The sequence below is a fragment of the Shewanella sp. CG12_big_fil_rev_8_21_14_0_65_47_15 genome (genome assembly GCF_002783505.1).
Classification (GTDB): Bacteria; Pseudomonadota; Gammaproteobacteria; order Enterobacterales; family Shewanellaceae; genus Shewanella.
The window spans coordinates 149486-169602 of sequence record NZ_PFGL01000063.1 but is presented as its reverse complement, the minus strand read 5'-3'; the positions used below and the strand labels follow the sequence as shown (position 1 = coordinate 169602).

The window sequence follows — 20117 nt, the reverse complement described above, 5'->3', positions numbered from 1 at the left end:
AATGTTAGAATTAAAAACGCCCAATGTTTTAATTGGGCGTTTTGCTCTATCAGATTAAAACGTTTAAAAACTCAATAGTTAATCCCACCAGCAGGCAGATTTAATGAGAATCCTACACTCGGCTATAGCCAAATGAACGTGTTCTATCGCCATAATGTTTGGTCTCTAACTTAGCAAAATAGCTTAAACGATAGAAGGCTTTACCGAAGGTCTGAGAATACTTTTGAGCATTACGATTGATGTAATAAACCGGCGTATCCTCAGGAAAATGCACTAAATGCCTTGTACTGTAATCATCTAACCCCAAAGCACTAGCCCAGGCTTCAACAATCTTAGTACTCAAGTTTTGGCCATTTCGATTGTAATTTCCGAGATGACTATAGGCATCCTTATTAAGAAAGATCACTACGTGGTAGTGATCTGTGTCTGCATCTGCTCGCTCCTTTGCCCATATATAGCGCAAAGTGCAAGGATGAACACGTTTAGCTTTGCGACCTTTGATAAATCTATCATATCGAATTTTTGCAGTAAGAGACTTAAAGAACTTGGTTATCACCGTTGAATCATAAACTACTGGTGAATCACAAAAATTGAGCTGTGGTAAATGTAAATCAAACCTCACCATGAAGGTTCTTGGATGGTCAATAATAGCTGTCTGCATCGTCTTCAATATTATTTCTAAGTACGCACTACTTAAAGGCCTAGAGATAACCTTAAAGTCTTGATACTGGCCATTACTGATTATGGGATAAGTGTTAGAAGTTGACATGTTACGATTCCATATTGGTTATTTTTCATAACCTAAATGGTCAATGTAATCTTAAACTTATGCTCATTTATGATCTGATGCTCCTAGTACTCATTAAACAATATCCAAGGATGAATTGGGGTAATACAAGGTCAATTGGCTTCTGTTGCACTTGTCCTACAATGGTTTTGTGATTTAGATACTTGGAATCAAAGCTAATCTTGAGCCCAACATAGTGCAACTAACAACTGTCTAAGAGGAATGGAATAAGATAGTAATAACAAACAGACATGGCACCACGCTGGAATACTTGATCGCATTAAGGGAAATGTGTTCTCAACTACGGTAAGTTCCAAGTATTTTGCGGTCGATGCAACTCGAAGATTAAATGATTACAAATTATGTTGCTTGTTGTCTTTCGACTGATTCTTGGGACGCTTTCCCATTGATACAACATGAATAGTATTGATCTGAACGAAACGAGAATTAACATCTTCAGCCTTAACCTTAGCCCTGGGTTTAGGCCCCGTAGTCACCACTTTTTTACCAAATACAACACTATCTTTAATATCTTGTGAGCAGGTCAGATTCAGCATTAAGACTAAAAAACTTATATCAACCGTTTGCTGTTCAGATGAATCATTTTGTTCAATAGACGATTCCGGAGCAGTTACCGACTTAGCAATCAAATCAAGTTCAGACTTTGTAAGAATTATCGACTCCTTAGGCGCATAGCTAATTTGCCGTATAGAAAATTCATACGTTTTTGCAAAGATATCAACTTGTTGAACAACTTCGATAACTTTTGAAGCAACTTCTGTAGCCAACTTTGTCAATAAAAACTCCTTAAGCAAAGAGTTAAAGTCTTCAACATTGTATTTTTGCTCTCTTGGTAGGGTTGTTTCTAATGGTAGAACTGAGCCAGATAACGATGGTATCAAGACATCACATAGCTTGGTAATCGCCTTTTGTTTCAACTCATGAGAATTAAGTAAATCAGATAAATCTCGTTCTTTGGATGATTCGATAATCTCTTGAGATAATGAAAAAATGGTCAACATACATAGGTTATGTATATATAAACTAAGTTTTTTATTAAAAAAATGTTTGGATAAATGAGCATAGTATTGCTCATCGGTTAAGGGATAACGTTGAGCAAGTAACTTATCTGTGTAATTTCGCTTCATATTGGCCCTTGGTCGATGTCTAACTAGCTGAATTAACAGATCAGTCTGTCTGAAGAGATATGAAGGCAACGAAACGCCTAACCGAACTAACTGTAGATTGCCAGCCTTAGGATGAAGTCGAAATATGGCTGGTAAGTAACCCAGAAACGCCGTGTAACCAACCTCTCTAGCAAGCATGGAAGCACAACCTAAACGCTTTAAGACTTGAAGACTAAGCCTAATTTCATTATCTGAAATGCCACCTAAAAGGTGTTTCATTTCACTCATGCGTTGTGAAGTGATGTATCCAAATTTATCAGCAGAACAAGCTAAAATAGCCCATAGCAATCTTATTTGACGGCGCGGAAAATTAGTATCCATGCCAAGAAGAGCTTGGTAAAACTCTTCTTTCAATAAGCATTGACTGTATAACTGTCCCCACAGCCGCCAAGTTGTGGCAGCTAAAAAATACTCAAATTTTGGTCCTTTCACTCCTTTTAGCCTCAAATAAGTGTTCGAGTATTTATCCACATATCCTTCCTGAACTAGATACTCCAGAGAGAGCCTAACTCGCCTTTCAGTGGACTTGAAAGTTCGTGCGAGTTGCTTAGGCTCTGTGGGAACGAGCAAAGGTTCCAAGACATTTGTGTTTTTCATCATTTCGATTACAAGTGCCCACTGGAGCAATAACAACCGCTCTTCAGGTGTAGCTCCTGTCATTGAGTGCAGTAATTCCAATTTAATCTCCATCAAAAATACGATTTATGCTCATAAAACAGCAAAATCTTCAAGCCCCCCAGCACCATAATACACATGTAGCGTCACATGTAATTCCAACACCTATTGCAAATAGCTTAAGGACAATGTTACACCTGCAGCGGCACACAACACAAAATCAAACACAAAGTATCTATAACTTTAAACATAGATTTTAACCAAGAGGGATGACCAGTGAATGACCTTCATGCAAGAGCTGCAACTGAACTATTTGCATTTTTGAAATCTAAAACACCAAGAAGCCTCGAGTGGGAAATTAAATATCTAAGGAAAAATGACATAAAGCTTAATGTCGCAGAGCCATTTAAAGATAGCTTTAGCCTGATCGCTTGGTTGGGAACAGAACTGGTGCGCCAAGGCTATAACACGCAAAAAGCAAAAGAGCTTGCTCAAAGAATGAGAAATGCGTGGCGCACACATAATTCCCGTAAAAATGGAAAGACGGTTTCAATATCTATCAGTCTCAAGCCCTCTATTGCTGAACTGCTAGCGCAAATGAGCAAAGGCGAAAACAAATCTGACATCATATCTAAGCTCATATCTAACAACTACCAAAGTTACTTAGCTGAAAAACGTGAATTAGCAAAACAGAAAGCAGAACAAAAGGAGGAGCGTCTAAAAAAGCAAATCGCTGTTCAAGAATCAAAAAAAACAATGATGTCTCCTTGTACATGTAGCCTTCAATTCCCATGTGACGTACTTACAGAGCAATTAAATCAAAAAAAAGAACTTGCTGACGGAATCTCAAAACTACATAGCTTAGTTAGCAAACAGAATGAGCAACAAACAAGTCTATTTTAACGTTTTATGACAAAACTCCTCAAAATTCATGATCAAGCATTGCTTCATGTGACAAATATTTACTATGACACACTCGCTAGATGGCAACCCAATCAGTTAAGAGTCAAAAACATCATATTTTGGTATTCCAAAAGGTATTCCAATAAAAAACCAAACCAATGAAAATAAATTAAATACAAAAACTTACAACGCAGATTCAAGTGACGCCGCCCCACCAATTTTACCAGAAGGGCTTAACCGCAAGGTTAAGCCCTTTTTCTTTTCAGTGGCGACAAAATGGCGGCAGCGAAAACCGAGACTTGCTGTTTTATCTCCTTTCCCCTCTGATAAATTCAACCAACTAAGTTATAAAAATTATTTCAGTTTATGATCGTCTTAAGTTGTTGATTATTAATGCTTAGATCTTTTCCCATATTTTTCACTCATTCAGAAAAACCCCACGTAATCCACGTAAAAACTAATTAAATCAATACTTAGATGTTTCTACTCATCACCAAACGCGCTGTATTTAACTGTAAAACAGTGAAATAAATCGCGATCATTTCAGATCTTCGATCCTTTAAACCCCCTAGAAATGGCGCTGGCTGAGCCTATGAACTGCAATAAACCAAAACTGAAAAAAATTAACATACAAACCGCGCAGGAGGGTGAGGAAGAGTGCGGTTTTCGTGTCGTGGTTTCTCTGTCGCGCTGGTTTTCGTGGCGTAAATGGCTTGTGCTGCTGATTGTCTAACAATGATGGAGGCTGTTCATAATTCTGTGTCAGGCTAATTTTAGTCAGATAAGAAGTCACCCCCAGGCTTCATCTTAAAGTTTAGTGTGACTCTCATAGGTTGCTGTTGGTTGTGAACTTCCCATCAGAATAAAGCCGACGTTCTCTGTCTAAACCCACTCACTTTAGCATTACGGAGTGTGTGAAGACTCAGTTTGCTCCATCCCTACTCAACTCTGCTTTTCGACCTTGTTAATGCTGCCTTTATATCCGGTGGCATCGACGGCTTTAAGCAGATTATCGAGGTTAACATCTTCTGCGACTGTGACCACGGCTTGCTCGGTTTTCAGGTTTGCCTTGGCTTTGATCACGCCATCGGTTTTGCGAAGCGCCTGATTAACGACTGTGACGCACAGTGGGCAGGTCATGCCCTTCACATCGAGTGTGACCAACAGACTCTCTGCCCAAGTGAATGGCGTAAAGCTCACTAAGGTGATGACTAATAGGGTAAATCGCGTGATGGAGCGTGTGATACGTGATAGTGGCTTCATTCGAACACCTCAAGCAGCCAAGGTAAAACAAAGGGATAGAGCTGAAAAGCGAGCACAATTGGCACTGTGAGCCAATAGATAAGCAGCATTTGCCCTCGGCTAAAGGTGCCAGTACAAAGTGGTTTTTTGGCAAAGTATAAACGCCAAAACCCAAGCAAAATCAGTCCAGTTGACAGTAGCAACATGGGCACTTGCAACCAAGCTAAGCTCGATAACCCCGACAATCCAGCCGCAGATACGCCAAACACTAAATAGATTAAGGGCGCGATACAGCAAAGGCTGGAGGCAATCGCTGCAATGACTGCGGCGACCATGGTGGCGAACAGCTGCTTAGCGCTGTTCGCTTGACTTGTAATCATAGGCAAAGACTTTTGGCTCATAGTAATTCACAGGATCGCCATCCACTTCAGCATAGGGATAGCCAAAATTATTCAGCGGAGTCTGCTCCGCTACGGGGAATAAGTCAAAGTCGCGGCCATAGTTAAAGCCGACCCAATTCATTTCCCAGTTACCAAACAGGTAGTCATTTACCGCTTGGACAGCCGGATCGCTATGCTCCTTATTCTCGGTAAGGCGCATTTTGGTGACGTCGGCGGGATCGGCGGGTAACCAGCCATAACCGGCAAGGTAGAACATGGCACGGCAATGTTGGCCGCCGGTGACATCGGCAATGCCTTTATCGTCGGCGCTGCCAAAGGCTTTTTTAGAGTACTGGCCCATTTTAATGGCTTGTCCTAAACGAATACCAAACATCTCACGGGCAGGGATCCCCACAGCGCGCATCAGTGCGACAAACACCGAGTTGATATCGGTACATTTCCCGCCAAGTTTGCCACTCTCAAGGATTGTCGCCACATCACCAGTGCCGCAACCAATCACATTGTTATCGCGGAACATATTGGCGCTGACCCAGTTATAAATGAGTCGCGCTTGCTTGAGCGGTTCCGTCTCCTTGCCCACAATTTTATCTGCGGTTTGTTTCACAATACCGTCGATGGGCATATGTTTAGTCGGCTGTAGGTAGAGTGCAACATCGGCGGGATAGTGGAGTTTCGTTGGTGTCCGGTAGTGGGTCAATTCCCCTGCTTTTACGGGCTCCCAATCTTGGGTTTCTATCACTAATTCGACCGTTATTGTCATCTTGCCTTTGGCATCGGGCCAAGTGGCAAACAAGGTTTTCGCCCCATAGGCATTATTGGTGCTGATGTAGGCATCTTGGTATGTGCCATTAAAATCAAGTTTGCGAACCTGCTGAAATGCGGTGTCTTCCGGTAGCGGGATCCACAAGTTAACGACGCCCTCTGAGCCAAAGGGCGCTTGTAAATGATAGGCGTTAATCAGGGAAAAACGACGGCGCCCCCCTGTAGAAGGAAGCTCAATGACACTCGATTTAGCCGAAGCTAATACCGGAGTGATAGCCGCAGCGGTCGACAACAGCGCCGCCGTTTTTAGAAAATCACGTCTTTGCATGGGGTACATTCCTTACCATTGATTAGCGCTAGAAAAAGAAGAGAGAACTAGAGTAATGCTCGGCATTATAGGGCGTCCTACATCGAGCACAATAACGCGACGGCCTAAACATTCAAAAACCGACGCCAGAGCGCAGTAAGTGCACAAATTTATATTTGCTTCAGCTTTGTTTTATCAGTCTTTTTGTACAAAGGGAATTAAACCAATAAACTCAACCATCAAAATACTCAACTTTTGTTGAGCAAAGCATCAATACATGCAACTCGGCTCAACGCACGACAAATCGCGTAACAATCACTATTAATCGGGAATTTGATTAAAAAATAATTGCAATGATGCCTAAAAATAGCAATTGAAGCCATAGCCCACGTTCACATTTAAGCATTGTAAGGTTGTAACCCCATGATCCCCCAATGGCAGCAGTATATTCAGATCATCAACCAAGTCGTCAAACCCGCATTAGGTTGCACCGAACCCATAGCCGCGGCCTATGCATCGGCCGTGGCGCGTGCACTGCTCAATGCAGAGCCCGACTCAATTGCCGTGCAGGTATCTGATAATCTTTATAAAAACTCCATGGGTGTGTATGTTCCAGGCACAGGCAAAATCGGCCTTGCAATTGCAGCCGCGGCGGGGGCTATTGCGGGTAACGCAGATGCGGGCTTAGAAGTACTTGCCGCTATCACTCCCGAACAGGTCGATCAGGCACAACGCCTCATCGATGCCGGCCAAGTGAAAGTAGAACGTACCGAAACGGCAGAATTTATCTATTGCTGTGTCACTCTCAAGGCTGGCGAGCAAGAAGCCCAAGTGAAAATCTGCGGCGGTCACACCCTGATCGCCGAAAAGCGTCTCAATGGCGAGCCAGTTTACACCTCTGATAGCACCCAAGCGGTAGCCACGGGCTCAATCTGTGATGGGGTTGAGATCAGTATCGAATCTATCTATAAGTTCGCCCAGGAAGTCCCCTTTGAGGAGATTAAATTCATCCTTAAAGCCTCTGAATTGAATAGCAAATTGTCCGATGAAGGCATGGCGAACCCCTATGGACTCGAAGTGGGTCGCACCATGAAAAGCGGCATTGCAGCCGGGATCATTGGTGAAGACTTACTGAATAAAATTGTGATGCTCACCGCCGCGGCCTCCGATGCCCGTATGGGCGGCGCCAATCTGCCCGCCATGAGCAATCTTGGTAGCGGTAACCAAGGCATTGCGGCCACTATCCCCGTGGTATTAACCGCACAATGCTATAACGCCAGCGAAGAAAAACTGGCCCGCGCCTTGATCATGAGCCATCTAGGGGCAATTTATATCAAGTCACATTACCCGCCACTGTCGGCATTTTGTGGCAATACGGTGACCAGTGCTGCCGCCTCTATGGCCATGGTGTATTTGGCGGGGGGATCATTCGAGCAATCCTGTTTCGCAATCCAAAACGTGATCAGCGACAGTTCAGGCATGGTATGTGACGGCGCCAAAGCCTCCTGTGCCATGAAGGTCAGCACTTCGTCCAGTGCGGCCGTGCGCTCATTTCTGATGGCGTTAAGTAGTCACAATGTTTCTGGCCAAGGTATTATTGCCACCGATGTTGAAAAAACCATTAAAAACATAGGCAAAATGGTCCTCAATGGCATGTCATCCACCGATGTCACCATAATCGATATCATGTCGGCATAATGGCTTTAATCCGCTGCGATTGGCGGATTGATAAAGAAAGGTTGAAATTGTGAAGCTGCAAGATTTAACGCAAAGTGATCTAAGTGTGCTCAAATCCATCGAAAATATCGTTGATGGCATTGCCGCCATGTACGGCGAGCACACGGAAGTGGTATTGCATAGCCTAGATGCCAAACATCCCTCTGTGGTTAAAATTGCTAATGGTCATGTCACTGGGCGTGAAGTAGGTGCGCCGATCACCAATCTTGCCCTGCTGAAGCTAAAGACAGGGCAAGATATCTCTAACTCTTACCTTACGAAATGCGCCAATGGTAAGACGCTAAGATCGATTACGACTGTGATCCGCAACAGTAAAAATCTGCCTATTGGGCTGTTATGCATTAACACCGATATGGATGCCCCGCTGCAATCCGTGCTGCGCACTATGATGCCAGATCATCTATTTAGCAGCGAACTCACGAGTTCACCCGAGGTCTTTGCCCGTAATATCGATGAAGCACTCCACAGCACTATCGATAGCATAAATAATGAAGTTCGCTCGAATCCGGCGATTTCCACTTCGCAGAAGAGCCGTGAAATTGTCAACCAGCTCCATGAGTTAGGCATTTTTGAACTCAAAGACAGCGCCCAAGTGGCCGCGACGCGCTTAGGGATTTCAGTACATTCAATTTACCGTTACCTACGGGAAATTAAAGCCAACCACGCCTAATCAAGCTTAATGTCATCCGTTAATACCATCGCTCAATACCATCGCCTAATGCGCTAAAACGGGGCTGAGATGCAATAAATCTCAAGATTCAAGCACTTTAATAAAGACGATCAGGGTCGGCTTCACCGCCATTACCTAGCAGATCCCAGCTCAATACTTTACCCTCAGGCGTGAGTGCGATCATGTTTGATGTATTGCCACTCACCTCGATGACATCGGTTAGATCAATATTTTGTTTTTTAGCATGCCAACTCAGCCCGCCAAATTGCCAAACAGAAAGGCTCCCATCACGTCGCTTAGCCGTAAATCCCATAACACTCGGGATAAGTTCAACAACCTCAGAGACTCCAACCTTAGGTCCCGCGCTATCCTCCACTACAGTGCCATCCGCTCTCAACGCTGCATACCCCTGGCTTAACGTGACTATCTGAATCACATCGGTAACCTCTTGCATCATAGGTTCGCCGCTTAAATCGTCCATGCCTTGCCAACCTATTGCAGTACCATCCTCACGCAGCGCAACAAACCCCATCTCAGTAGCATAGAGCGCACGTACATGTTGCAATTTTTTTTGCAGGGCCGAAGCATTGCCGCCATGGCGAATATGGCCCCAAACAACGACATCGCCATTCGCTTTTAACGCAGCATAAGCACCATCATTAGCAATGATTTCAATGACTTTTTCTTGACTATTGGCTGGCAAGTTCGCTAAGGCTAACGGAAAAAGCACTCGGCTCTCAGGCAAAAAACCTTCGCCCCACCCATAGACTCGGCCATCGGCCATTAATGCTGCAAAGCCAAACGCGGTATTAACCACTTTGATGGCTGAAGTAAACTCACTGAGTTTAGCCAGTTGTTTTTGGCTTTCTTGCCCATCATTAACGCTCCCCCAAGAAATTAACTCTCCATTTTGAGTCACGGCAGTAAAGGCACTAGGCCCCGCATAAATAGCTTTAACATCCTTAAGTTTTTCAGCAAGGTACTGACTCTCGCCACCGTGATATGCCGAGCCCCAAGTCACCACAGAGCCATCCTGTTTTAGGGCTGCAAATGCGGCATCATTAATGCTTACACTCAGCACATCTTTCATCTCTGGCGCAGAATAAATTCCCTGAGTTAACTCATCCAAAGACCCATCCACGATAGACCAACTGATCACACTGCCATCTTGCTTTATGGCGGCAAACAGATCATCACGCATCACAAAATCCGCCACCTGCGTAAGCTTATCTTTAAGTAATGCTGGTGCATCCCCCATATCCCAAATCACCAGTCGATGGTCTTGGGTTAATGCAGCAAAACCACACCGATTTGCCGCAGCAAAAATGGTTTTTACATTGACTAATTCAGTCGCCACGGTGCTATGGTCACCACCACACTGACGATCGCCCCATGTCACCACGCTGCCATCCTGCCGAAGTGCCGCAAAAGCGCCCTTATTAGTGTAAATATGGCGGACATTCTCAAGGCTGTTGTCAGTGAGATCCGTATCATCGGCTTGAGCATATTGGCCATACTGAGATGCATTGCCCTTGGGCCCATACTGCTGCAAGGTGTTTTCCATCTGCGTGCGTTGCACAGGGGAGAGCCCGACATCTTGCTTATTGATACTATTGGTAATCACATGAGTTAACGCGAAGAAAGCGAGCGCAGCGCCCGCCCATGAAACGGAATTCTTATTCACAAAACATCCTTATCGTAACGACAAACTCATACTGAGTTTATACAGGTACCTTCAACCAAGGGCACACCGCTGCAAAGGCTAAGGATTAATCCCTTTGCCCTACTTTCTCTAATCCCCAAACCAGTGCAATCGCCGCCAACATACATACAATCGCAAAGACGAGCTGCGAAGGTTGGCCGGTCACTTGTTCAAAATTAAGGGGTGAAATATTTTGCTCCAATAACGGCACTTGCTCACCGTGGGAGTTGGTCCGCCAGGTTAAGGTTTCCTTCCACGGCCAAATTTTACCTAAGGTACCGAGCATCAAGCCGGTTAAAAAGACGATGGTCGCATCGTGGTATCTGCGCAGCAACGCCGACAATAAATGACTAAACGTTAATAGGCCCATCACGGCACCTAACGCGAAACAGGCCAAAATATCCAATTGAATATTTTTAGCCGCCGCCAGTACCACTGGATATAGGCCTAACAACAATAAAATAAAACTGCCTGAAATTCCGGGTAATACCATGGCGCAAATCGCAATCGCGCCGCCGAAGAAGATATTTATGTAACTGGCTTCGACCGACACAGGATTAAGCACTGTAATCGCCCAAGCCACCAGTACACCTAGGGCGAATAAACCTAAACGCGCAACCGTGAAACCACTCACTTGCTTAAGCATATGCACTACGGAAATGATAATTAAGCCGAAAAAGAACGACCAGATGGGGATAGGATGCGTCACCAACAGCCAAGATATTAACTTAGCGAAGGTAAAAATACTGGTCAGGATCCCCGCCAATAAACTCACTAAAAAGCCACCATTAATATGGGCAAAGGCACCTTTTATCCCCTGCGACTTAATCACCCCCCAAAGCGACGGATTGATGCGTTTTACGCTGTCGAGCAAGGTATCGAGGATCCCAGTAATAAAAGCGATAGTACCGCCCGAAACGCCCGGTACAACGTCTGCGGCGCCCATGGCCATTCCCTTCAAATACGTCAGCAAGTATTTCACTCTGAGTCCTTGTTATTCAATCCAATTCCAGTCGTTAAACGACAAATTAGCCGCAATTATACGGCGTTACGCTTTAAAGCGCGAAGTGAAGTTTGCTTAATTAACTAGGCTGGTATTTGTTGTTATCCTAATGTTACACTCATCCGACCAGAGCGAGTGCAAACCTAATTTAACACTCACCCAATATAATGCGCAGCATTTCCCCGATTAAGGATGACTATGAGCCAGACAGATACTTTTAACACTGCTGAAAAAAAAACCAATAAAGTGTTAGCGCTCTACCAGAGGACTCGTCGTTATCCCTTTGGCCAAAAAATCTTTTCAATCATAGTGTCACGTATGGCGCCGTACTTTGGCACTATCAAGCCACTGATCACCGAATTACGCCTCAATCGCTGTGCCTGTTTAATTAAAAAGCGCCATGCCGTGCATAACCATATCAAAACCGTCCATGTGATTGCGATTTGTAATGGCCTCGAAATGGCCATGGGGGTGATGGCCGAAGCCTCAATTCCCAAACATTTACGTTGGATCCCTAAGGGCATGAGTTTGGATTACACGGCTAAAGCGGGCAGCGATATTTTATGTGTCGCCGAAGTCACGCCAGAGCAATGGATACCCGGCGATATGCTGGTTCCCGTCACCGCCTATGACACTCAAGGAGTGATAGTGGTGAAAGGCCATATCAAGTTGTGGATCTCAGAAAAACCGCAACAATAATCGCTGGCAATATCCTCTAAAGTCACTTGCTAAACAGTCACTTGCTAAATAATCACTTGCTGCTATGCTAAAAATCACACAACCTAGGGGAAATATCAAGATGGATGAATTTTTAGCTGCGGCCATTGAAGAAGCCAAACAGGGATTCGCCGAGGGCGGCATCCCCATTGGTTCTGTGCTGGTTATCGATGGCAAAATCGTCGGGCGCGGCCACAATAAACGGGTACAAAAAGGCAGTTCAGTATTGCATGCCGAAATGGACTGCCTCGAAAATGCCGGACGATTCACCGCCGCCGAGTACCAAAGAGCGACCCTGTATTCCACCCTATCCCCCTGCGACATGTGCAGCGGCGCGGTATTGCTCTACGGCATACCTAAAGTGATTGTCGGTGAAAACACCACCTTTCAAGGGCCCGAAGCCTATGTCAAATCCCGCGGCGTGGATGTCACTGTGGTCGATAATGCCGAGTGCAAACAACTGATGCAGGACTTTATCGCCAATCATCCCACACTCTGGAACGAAGATATCGGCGAGTAATATGTCTTTTACTGTGTGATTTCCTCTATTTCATTGAGGGTTAACCCCTGCTAGCCTAACCCTCAAATTAACAGCCAACGTGTTTTATAGCGAAAGGAACTCGGCTAACGTGCCAAGCAAAAACTCCCCCCAGGATCCATGGACGACGCCCTCTGAGTTAACGAGAACAGTAGACACTCAAGCTATCCTCGCACAGCGTAATGCCAATCTCGATGCCATTCGCGGCTTAGCCGTATTGGGGATATTCTTTATGAATATCTATTTTATGGGCATTACTTTTTTTGGCTATGCCCCCCACGAGACGCCGCCGCTGTCGGATCACATAATCAAAGTGTTCAGTAATTTTTTCATCGAGGCGCGCTTTATCAGCCTGTTTTCCATCTTGTTTGGCGTCGGGCTTTTCATCCAATATCAACGTTTTAACGCGCAAGGCTTGAGCGCCTATTCTCTACTACGCTCACGCTTAAGCTGGCTGATAGTATTCGGCCTTATCCACGGCATTATTATTTGGCCGGGTGATATCTTATTCACCTATGGGGTAAGTGGATTTTTAGCCTTGTGTTACAAAGAGTTAAGTATTGAAGCCCTTAAACGTAAGGCCAATATCTTTATCTTTATCGCCCTAGTGATTATCACGCTGATTAGCCTTACGGGCAGTGATGACCCCTTCACTCGAGAATCGAGCCTATTTGCCCAGCAATACACGGCATGGACCTCAAGCTATGCAGATCAGCTACTGTTGCACTTGATGCAAGTGGGTTATATGGCGCTGGTGATCCCTTTTACCTTGATGTGGTTTACCGCAGGCTTGATGTTACTGGGCATGGCGCTATATCAGCAGGGAACGTTTGAGCGAGGGTTCAGCAAGTCAGAACTGCTAAAGTTAGTACTCGCCAGCGTGACCCTATCGCTACTCGCTACCATATTAGGTTTAACACCAAATCCCACCCTAGCGGTGTTTTCAGATGTATTGATCATGCTGAGTGCCATTCCTATGGCGCTGATTTATATTCATATAATGGTAAAACTATGCCAAAACAATCCAAAAAAGCTGATAGCATTGCAAAATGTCGGCAAACTCGCGTTCAGCTTCTATATTCTGCAATCCATCGTTGGCGTACTCGTGTTTAGGCACCTCGCCCCCGAGTGGATCGTGAGTCTAGATAGGGGGGAATATATGGTGATGGCGCTCGTTTATTCTGTGGTGCAACTGTTGTTAGCTAGCCTGTACTTACGCTATTTCGAGCAAGGACCGCTAGAAAAACTTTGGCGCCACCTCGCGTTTAAAAAACAGGCGGCATCACAGGAACACAAGCAAGCTTAAAACACGGTCACAAGATAGAGACAAGACAATGACAAACATAAAGTCAGCCAAAACGGGCAACAAGGCTTCACCTCAAACCAATCGTTCTCAAAAGAGTCGCCCGCAAAACAATCACACTCAAAACCGCCGCGTTCAGAACCGCCGCAGTCAAAAATCCAATGCCACAGCGTCAGGCTCGAGCCTTATGCCGCTGTTACTAGTGGTGATTTTTCTTGCTGGCTTAATCGGCGCGGCGCAGCAACATATGTTGCCTGTCGGCATCGCGGGCATATACCTGACGCTGAGCCTGCTGACCTTTATCGCCTATGCCATCGATAAGTCCGCCGCCAAAGGCGGTAAATGGCGCACAAAAGAAAGCACTTTGCATCTGCTTGCCCTGATGGGCGGTTGGCCCGGTGCCCTATTTGCCCAAAACCTGTTAAGGCATAAGTCCGTTAAAGCCTCATTTAGAAACGTCTTCTGGCTGACCGTTGTCGTCAACTTAGCCGTACTGGGTTACGGCATACAAACAGGCGCTATGGATCTGTTTATCTAGCAAGTAAGATTCTATAACAATCTAAAGCTCGTCACTAAAACGCTTTAATTTATCCCTATATAAAAATAAAAGGTAAAATTATGAAAAAATTTTTAATTGCAGTTGTAAGTCTGGCAATACTATCGGGTTGTGCCGCACCTCGCTATACAGCAAAACCAATAGAAACAGATATTAACAATGTAGAAATAGTCATTATTAAAGATAAAGAAACACGTGACGGCTTCCAAGAAACAATGGAGTCATGGCTAAAAGCAAATAATTACACCTACACTGTGCAACCTGATGGTTCTAAACATGATTTAAATAAACTCACATTAGAATATGAAGGTAATTGGGCTTGGGACTTGGCATTATATTTAAAAAGCGCTGAAATTAACGCATTTCAGAATGGCCAAAGGGTTGGCAGTGTTAAGTTTCAAGTACCCTATACTGCAAACCCGAGTAAGTTTGGTAATGCTGCGAATCGTATTAGCTATATGATGTCAGCTCTATTTGGTCAAATCACCGCTGATGAAGCAACAAAAAAAGTAAATGGTTCAAGCGATTAATATCATTGAAACCTTAACTAAACAGGGTAATCATAGAATTACCCTGTTTAGTTTTACACTATTTATTACCTTTAAAACCAGCTCAACGCGATGCTGATAATCACACCAGTGATCATCAGTTGCATTAAGCAAAAACCCATAATATCCCGCGCTTTTAAACCCGCGATTGCCAGCACTGGCAGTGCCCAGAAAGGTTGAATAAGGTTAGTCCAGGCATCGCCCCAAGCTACGGCCATGGCAACACGAGCCACATCGGCGCCTAAGGCCTGCGCTGCGGGTAACATAATCGGCGCCTGCACGGCCCATTGGCCACCTCCCGATGGCACAAAAATATTCACAATTCCCGCACTGATAAAGCTCCAAAATGGCAGGCTATCGGCGCTGGCGATGGCCACAAAACCCTCAGAAATACTCTGGGCTAAACCCGATTGCACCATCACCGCCATAATGCCCGCATAAAAGGGAAATTGGATCACTATGCCTGCGCCGCCCTTGATGGCCTCATTTAAGCTGGTGAGTAAACTGCGTGGCGTTTGATGTAGAAGGATGGCGAGGAACAGAAATAAGAAGTTCACTAAGTTTAGGTTTAAGCTGCCGCCTTGAATCCAAAAGTAATAACCTAAATATACCAGCCCAGCGCCACCGACACTCCAACCGAGTAAACGGCTATTTTCTAACTTATCCGCGGGACGATTCGAGTTATCCTTACCACTGTCCGCATCCAACATAGAGGGAGCATTTTCGGCGTCTGGCTCATTAAGCACCTTAGGATCTACATAAATGCTGTCTTTTTCCTCTGGCAACATAAAACGATTCACTAAGGGCATAACCACAAACAGAATCGCCACTAACAGTAAGTTAAAGCTCGCGAAAATGGTTTCACTGGTGGGGATGATACCAATTTGTGATTCGGTGAAATGTCCCGCCGTCGCTATGGTTAATGGGATAGACCCCGCAAGGCCGCCATGCCAAACCACAAAGCCCGCATAGGCGCTGGCGACCAGCAGTCGATAATCCACTTTCACTCGACGGGCTAAGGCTTTGGCAAATAAGGCCCCAATCACTAGCCCAAATCCCCAATTAATCCAACTGGCAACTAGGGATACTAAGGTCACTAAAATAATGGCTTGGGGCGCAGACTTAGCGAACCCCGCAATCATATCGAGCAACTTTTTTATCGGTGGCGAGCTTGCCAACATAAATCCCGCCACCAGCACTAACAGCATCTGCATTGAAAAACTCAACAGGGTCCAAAAGCCATCGCCCCAATAATTGATGACTTCCAGCGGAGTTTTGTGTTCGGCGACCACGGCCGCAATTAACACTACTAAGGTGAGTAAGAGCACGAAAATATAGGGATCGGGTAGATAGCGGTCGACGAGCTTGACCAGAGGTTTTGCCGCTTTGTTTAACATAGACTTTCCTTGTTTATTATCTGAACTGAAACGTCAACACGCCCTAGTTCTTATCTGTTTTTATTGAATTTTTATTGAGTCTTAAGTCCACAGATTAAGCGATCTCTAATGCCGGATAAAGTCTTGCAGCTGTTTTTAACTGTAGGAAAATGTAACGCGAGCCATCCAATTAAAGGCTGAGTTGCCATGGGTAGCCTCACACGCTAAAAAACTGATAATATGGCGAAAATTAACTAAGGTGCTTTTTATATGAAAATGTTACTTGCCATTGTGGTGATAGCTGGGGTGATTTTTTACTTCTTTACCTCGATGAACGGCCAAAAAGCCGCCCAGGAGAATATCCGCCTAGGCAATGAATTTTTAGCGCAAAACAAAACCAAAGAAGGTGTGATCACCACAGCTTCGGGTTTGCAATATCAAGTGTTAACTCAAGGCGATGGCACAGTTCACCCTAAAGCCAGCGATACAGTGACAGTGCATTACCATGGCACTTTGATCGACGGTACTGTGTTTGATAGTTCGGTTGATCGCGGCGAACCCATCGCATTTCCGCTTAATCGCGTGATTAAAGGCTGGACCGAGGGTGTGCAACTGATGGTCGTTGGCGATAAAGTGCGTTTCTTTATCCCGAGTGATCTCGCCTACGGCAACCGCAGCACGGGCAAGATTGGCGGGGGTTCAGTGCTCATTTTTGATGTGGAACTGCTTAAGATTGATTAAATCAGCCTTCAATGGGCGAGTCTAAAAACATCAACCTAATAAAAAGCCCTGCACTATCGCAGGGCTTTTTGTCTCTATAACTCAAAGAATATTAGTATGTTGGATGATTAAGGACAACTTGCCGCGCCAATATCCACCCATACCGCCGCAACGCCGGGGACATCACCCTTAGTCCAGTAACTCGCCTTCCATTGACGACCGTTATAGCTGGTGGTTTGACCGCCGGTATAGGCGACACCCGCATCCCAACCGAGATCCACTTGACTGAGTAGCTGCCATTGGTCTGCGGTGCGAGATGGTGTATTGCCCTGCGTCCAGTACTTCGCTTTCCACACCAACTCACTATGGCTCACGGTATCGCCGGTGTTGTACACCACACTGGTTTGCCAAGCAGGATAGTTACCGGCATTGGGATCGGTTGCATCGCAGCCCCCGACAACGCTTGGCGTCACGGTAAGGTTAGTCGATGCGCTCGCATCTAAGGCACCATCCGAAACCAGCACACTCAACCCATAACTGGTCGCTTCGGTGACATTAGGCCCAGTGACCACTAAAGTGGCGCTATTTTGTCCCGTTGCCGACACGCCAGCGGGCACGGTCCAAGCGTAGGTTAAGGCATCACCGTCGGCATCGGAGGCGCTCGCCACTATGCTGACAGTTTTCCCCGCTTCCACCGTCGCAGTGGTAGCCACACTCACCACAGGTGCTTGATTGGGTGTATCCGCCTTATTGGTCACAGCCACTGAATCTGTAGCAGATAATCCTTCTGGATCAGTGACTTTAAGGCTAAAACCATAGGTGGTATCGGTAGATGTTGCTCCCAGTTGAATCGTCGCATTCACCATATCGGCGTTCGCAATAGCAATCGTTGGGCCAGACACTTGCGTCCAAAGATATGTCAGCGCTTCATTTTCAGGATCCCGAGATCCGCTACCATTGAGCGCCACATCGCTTGGGCCTGTGACATTTATATCCGCGCCCGCATTGGCAATCGGCGCTTTATTCACCGGTGGCGTTGTTCCTTCACCATGGCCTAAACCTTCATGCATCGCATTGAGGATATCGCCGTTATCGGCATCAATTTCCCATGCAAATAAACCACCTAGCTGATTAGAGAGCACATATTGGCCCTTGGCTTTAACGGAGCGAGCATCATCGAAGGTGATTAAATCCCCCGTTGATGCATTAAATACCGAAGGTGCTTCGGCGGTTTCGTCATAGCTGTAACTCCAACCTGCGCCCATATAATCCTTTGCAATTTGGCGATAATCCACCACACCAGCTTCCCATGTGCCTTTCACTTTGCCCGTGGCGGTGCCCGTGAATGGATTATTGCCACTGTAGCCATTAACACCCGTCCAACCACGGCCGTACATAGCAGCACCGACCACAATTTTCCCAGGAGTGACGCCTTGGCCTAACAGGGCTTTTACGCCTTTATCTGTGGTGTAGCGGGTATCGGGATCCCAACTCGCCTCATAGAGATTGGTTTGATGACCCAGTTCAGTATTAGTCCAACCGCCATTGAAGTCGTAACTCATCAAGAAGATGTAATCCATATACTGCTGAGCAGCTTGGTAGTCGACTTTAGCTATCTTGTCATCACCCGCACTGATTGCCGATGTGAGTTCATAGGTACGCCCCGTCTCAGCACTTAACTCGTCAAGCATAACGCGCAGTTCACGCATCAAAGCGACATAGGTTTCGCCGTCGTTGGCATTACCTAAATTGGGGTTAGCACCACTGCCGCCGGGGAATTCCCAGTCGATATCCACACCATCGAAGAACTTCCACGTCTGCAGGAATTCCTTCACCGATGCGACAAAAGTGTCGCGCTTAGTTTTATCACCAAAGAAAAAGAAGGGATCGGATAGCGTCCAGCCACCGACCGAAGGCAAAATCTTCAAATCGGGATGCGCCTGCTTAAGCGCCATCAATTGGCCAAAGTTACCTTTGTAGGGATCTGAGTAGTCACTCACGCCCGCCTGCGGCATTTGGATCGCCGCCCAAGGATCGTGGATAGCGACTTTAAAATCGGCACGGCCGCTACAGGCACGTTGCAACGCTTGGAAACTGCCGTCGATTTCTTTCAAACTATCGTTAATGCCATCACCGCCACAAATAGGGGTAAAGCCATATAAAATATGAGTTAAGTTTTGTGCAGGGATCTTATCGACCGGGAACTTACGGCCGTATACGCCCCATTCGACAAAGTAACTACCCACGACTTTGCCCGACTTGTTAGCGTATGGACGATTGTTTTCCTGTAGGGGCGCATTGAGCGGCACTAAATGGCTGCCATCGGTATCGGCCACAAGGATTTCTTTGGCATCACTCGCCGTACAACCGTCGCTATTACACAGTTGTACTTGCATCTGATAACGGCCGCCTTTGTTCACCTTAAAATTAGCGGTGCCAGAAGCGCCCGAGGGGCCTTCCCAAGCGACATTGCCGTTGAGCAGTACTTGGGCTTTATTGCCTACATCACCACTCCAAAGATTCCAGCTAACGGACACATCGGCGGCGTCTTTAACAGTCACTAACTGGTTATAAGCCGTGGCCGCTTGATCCACTTCGATAATGGCGAACTTAGTTTCGCCCCAACCTATAGTCGGTTTGCCGGGCGCTGCGGCAAATGCACTGGCACTCACGGTAGATGCCAGCGCCGAGGCCACCAGCAAGGCTGATGTTGAAATTTGAGTCTTGAACATGAGATATCCCTATTGAATTTTTATATGCATCAATAAGGCAAACAAAGCGTAGACAGGAAACAACACTCTCTTAAGACCATGCAACATGACTGATCATTGCACGAAGAAAAACCTGTGGTATCCCCGCTATCATAGGTACGGACGAACCCTTAGACCGGAGGCTTTGCGTCCCAGTTTTTCAACTGGTTTGCCTTTTACACGCAATGACAACGTTGTCATTGCGATATTCAGCATAGACGTAAGCTCAATAAAAATGCAACAAAATATTATCAGCTAAGTTAGTAGTCTAATAAGAAAGGAATTAAATGTAG

Annotated in this window: 18 protein-coding genes and 1 riboswitch; of the genes, 9 read left to right on the top strand and 9 right to left on the bottom strand. The window is 45.7% G+C overall.

Features of this window, described 5'->3' with window-relative positions:
* Positions 1-112: 112 nt before the first annotated feature.
* Together COW15_RS17490 and COW15_RS17485 are read right to left on the bottom strand one after the other, a co-directional pair.
* Positions 113-769, bottom strand: coding sequence for an inovirus Gp2 family protein (locus tag COW15_RS17490; protein ID WP_293634470.1), 657 nt, complete (start codon positions 767-769; stop codon positions 113-115).
* A 371-nt stretch (positions 770-1140) separates the two neighbouring features.
* Positions 1141-2652: a hypothetical protein gene (locus COW15_RS17485; RefSeq protein WP_293634469.1), complete on the bottom strand. Its 1512-nt coding sequence runs from the start codon at positions 2650-2652 to the stop codon at positions 1141-1143.
* Positions 2653-2865: 213 nt separating this feature from the next.
* On the opposite strand from COW15_RS17485, the gene COW15_RS17480 reads away from it, so the two are divergent.
* Entirely contained in the window at positions 2866-3492 is a 627-nt protein-coding gene (locus COW15_RS17480; protein WP_293634468.1) for a hypothetical protein, read from the top strand.
* Between the two features lie 942 nt (positions 3493-4434).
* Here COW15_RS17480 and COW15_RS17475 read toward each other — a convergent pair.
* Genes COW15_RS17475 through COW15_RS17465 form a run of 3 tightly spaced genes read right to left on the bottom strand, consistent with a single transcriptional unit; the run spans position 4435 to position 6225 of the window.
* Positions 4435-4755, bottom strand: coding sequence for a heavy metal-associated domain-containing protein (locus tag COW15_RS17475; RefSeq protein WP_293634467.1), 321 nt, complete (start codon positions 4753-4755; stop codon positions 4435-4437).
* Positions 4752-5069: a hypothetical protein gene (locus COW15_RS17470; RefSeq protein WP_363700661.1), complete on the bottom strand. Its 318-nt coding sequence runs from the start codon at positions 5067-5069 to the stop codon at positions 4752-4754. Before COW15_RS17470 ends, COW15_RS17475 begins: the two co-directional genes overlap by 4 nt.
* A gap of 16 nt (positions 5070-5085) precedes the next feature.
* Positions 5086-6225, bottom strand: coding sequence for a transglutaminase family protein (locus COW15_RS17465; protein WP_293634465.1), 1140 nt, complete (start codon positions 6223-6225; stop codon positions 5086-5088).
* Between the two features lie 402 nt (positions 6226-6627).
* Here COW15_RS17465 and COW15_RS17460 point away from each other — a divergent pair, with 402 nt between their 5' ends.
* Positions 6628-7902: an L-serine ammonia-lyase, iron-sulfur-dependent, subunit alpha gene (locus COW15_RS17460; RefSeq protein ID WP_293634463.1), complete on the top strand. Its 1275-nt coding sequence runs from the start codon at positions 6628-6630 to the stop codon at positions 7900-7902.
* 49 nt (positions 7903-7951) lie between these two features.
* Positions 7952-8611, top strand: coding sequence for a PAS domain-containing protein (locus COW15_RS17455; protein WP_293634461.1), 660 nt, complete (start codon positions 7952-7954; stop codon positions 8609-8611).
* A 97-nt stretch (positions 8612-8708) separates the two neighbouring features.
* On the opposite strand, the gene COW15_RS17450 is transcribed toward COW15_RS17455, so the two are convergent.
* Together COW15_RS17450 and COW15_RS17445 are read right to left on the bottom strand one after the other, a co-directional pair.
* Positions 8709-10295, bottom strand: a complete 1587-nt coding sequence (locus tag COW15_RS17450; protein WP_293634459.1) for a hypothetical protein — start codon at positions 10293-10295, stop codon at positions 8709-8711.
* Between the two features lie 85 nt (positions 10296-10380).
* The gene (locus tag COW15_RS17445; protein WP_293634457.1) at positions 10381-11295 is read right to left on the bottom strand and encodes a DUF368 domain-containing protein; all 915 of its coding nucleotides are present in this window, start codon (positions 11293-11295) and stop codon (positions 10381-10383) included.
* Between the two features lie 219 nt (positions 11296-11514).
* Here COW15_RS17445 and COW15_RS17440 point away from each other — a divergent pair, with 219 nt between their 5' ends.
* From COW15_RS17440 to COW15_RS17420, 5 genes are all read left to right on the top strand, one after another.
* On the top strand, positions 11515-12015 hold the full coding sequence (locus tag COW15_RS17440) for a hotdog fold domain-containing protein (RefSeq protein ID WP_293634455.1): 501 nt from the start codon (positions 11515-11517) through the stop codon (positions 12013-12015).
* A gap of 100 nt (positions 12016-12115) precedes the next feature.
* Positions 12116-12553 carry a nucleoside deaminase gene (locus COW15_RS17435; protein WP_293634453.1) on the top strand — a complete coding sequence of 146 codons (438 nt, stop codon included), beginning with the start codon at positions 12116-12118 and terminating at the stop codon, positions 12551-12553.
* A gap of 109 nt (positions 12554-12662) precedes the next feature.
* Positions 12663-13877, top strand: coding sequence for a DUF418 domain-containing protein (locus tag COW15_RS17430; RefSeq protein WP_293634451.1), 1215 nt, complete (start codon positions 12663-12665; stop codon positions 13875-13877).
* Positions 13878-13905: 28 nt separating this feature from the next.
* Positions 13906-14412, top strand: coding sequence for a DUF1294 domain-containing protein (locus COW15_RS17425; protein WP_293634450.1), 507 nt, complete (start codon positions 13906-13908; stop codon positions 14410-14412).
* An 80-nt stretch (positions 14413-14492) separates the two neighbouring features.
* Positions 14493-14960 carry an Sbal_3080 family lipoprotein gene (locus COW15_RS17420; protein WP_293634449.1) on the top strand — a complete coding sequence of 156 codons (468 nt, stop codon included), beginning with the start codon at positions 14493-14495 and terminating at the stop codon, positions 14958-14960.
* Positions 14961-15031: 71 nt separating this feature from the next.
* Here COW15_RS17420 and COW15_RS17415 read toward each other — a convergent pair whose 3' ends face one another.
* A complete protein-coding gene (locus COW15_RS17415; protein WP_293634447.1) occupies positions 15032-16375 on the bottom strand; it encodes a short-chain fatty acid transporter in 1344 nt (447 codons plus the stop codon).
* 249 nt (positions 16376-16624) lie between these two features.
* Here COW15_RS17415 and COW15_RS17410 point away from each other — a divergent pair, with 249 nt between their 5' ends.
* Positions 16625-17095 (top strand): FKBP-type peptidyl-prolyl cis-trans isomerase, encoded by a 471-nt coding sequence (locus tag COW15_RS17410; protein ID WP_293634445.1) that lies wholly within the window; start codon positions 16625-16627, stop codon positions 17093-17095.
* 107 nt (positions 17096-17202) lie between these two features.
* Here COW15_RS17410 and COW15_RS17405 read toward each other — a convergent pair whose 3' ends face one another.
* Positions 17203-19806, bottom strand: a complete 2604-nt coding sequence (locus tag COW15_RS17405; RefSeq protein WP_293634443.1) for a glycosyl hydrolase family 18 protein — start codon at positions 19804-19806, stop codon at positions 17203-17205.
* A gap of 113 nt (positions 19807-19919) precedes the next feature.
* Positions 19920-20008: riboswitch (cyclic di-GMP riboswitch) on the bottom strand.
* Between the last annotated feature and the right edge of the window lie 109 nt (positions 20009-20117).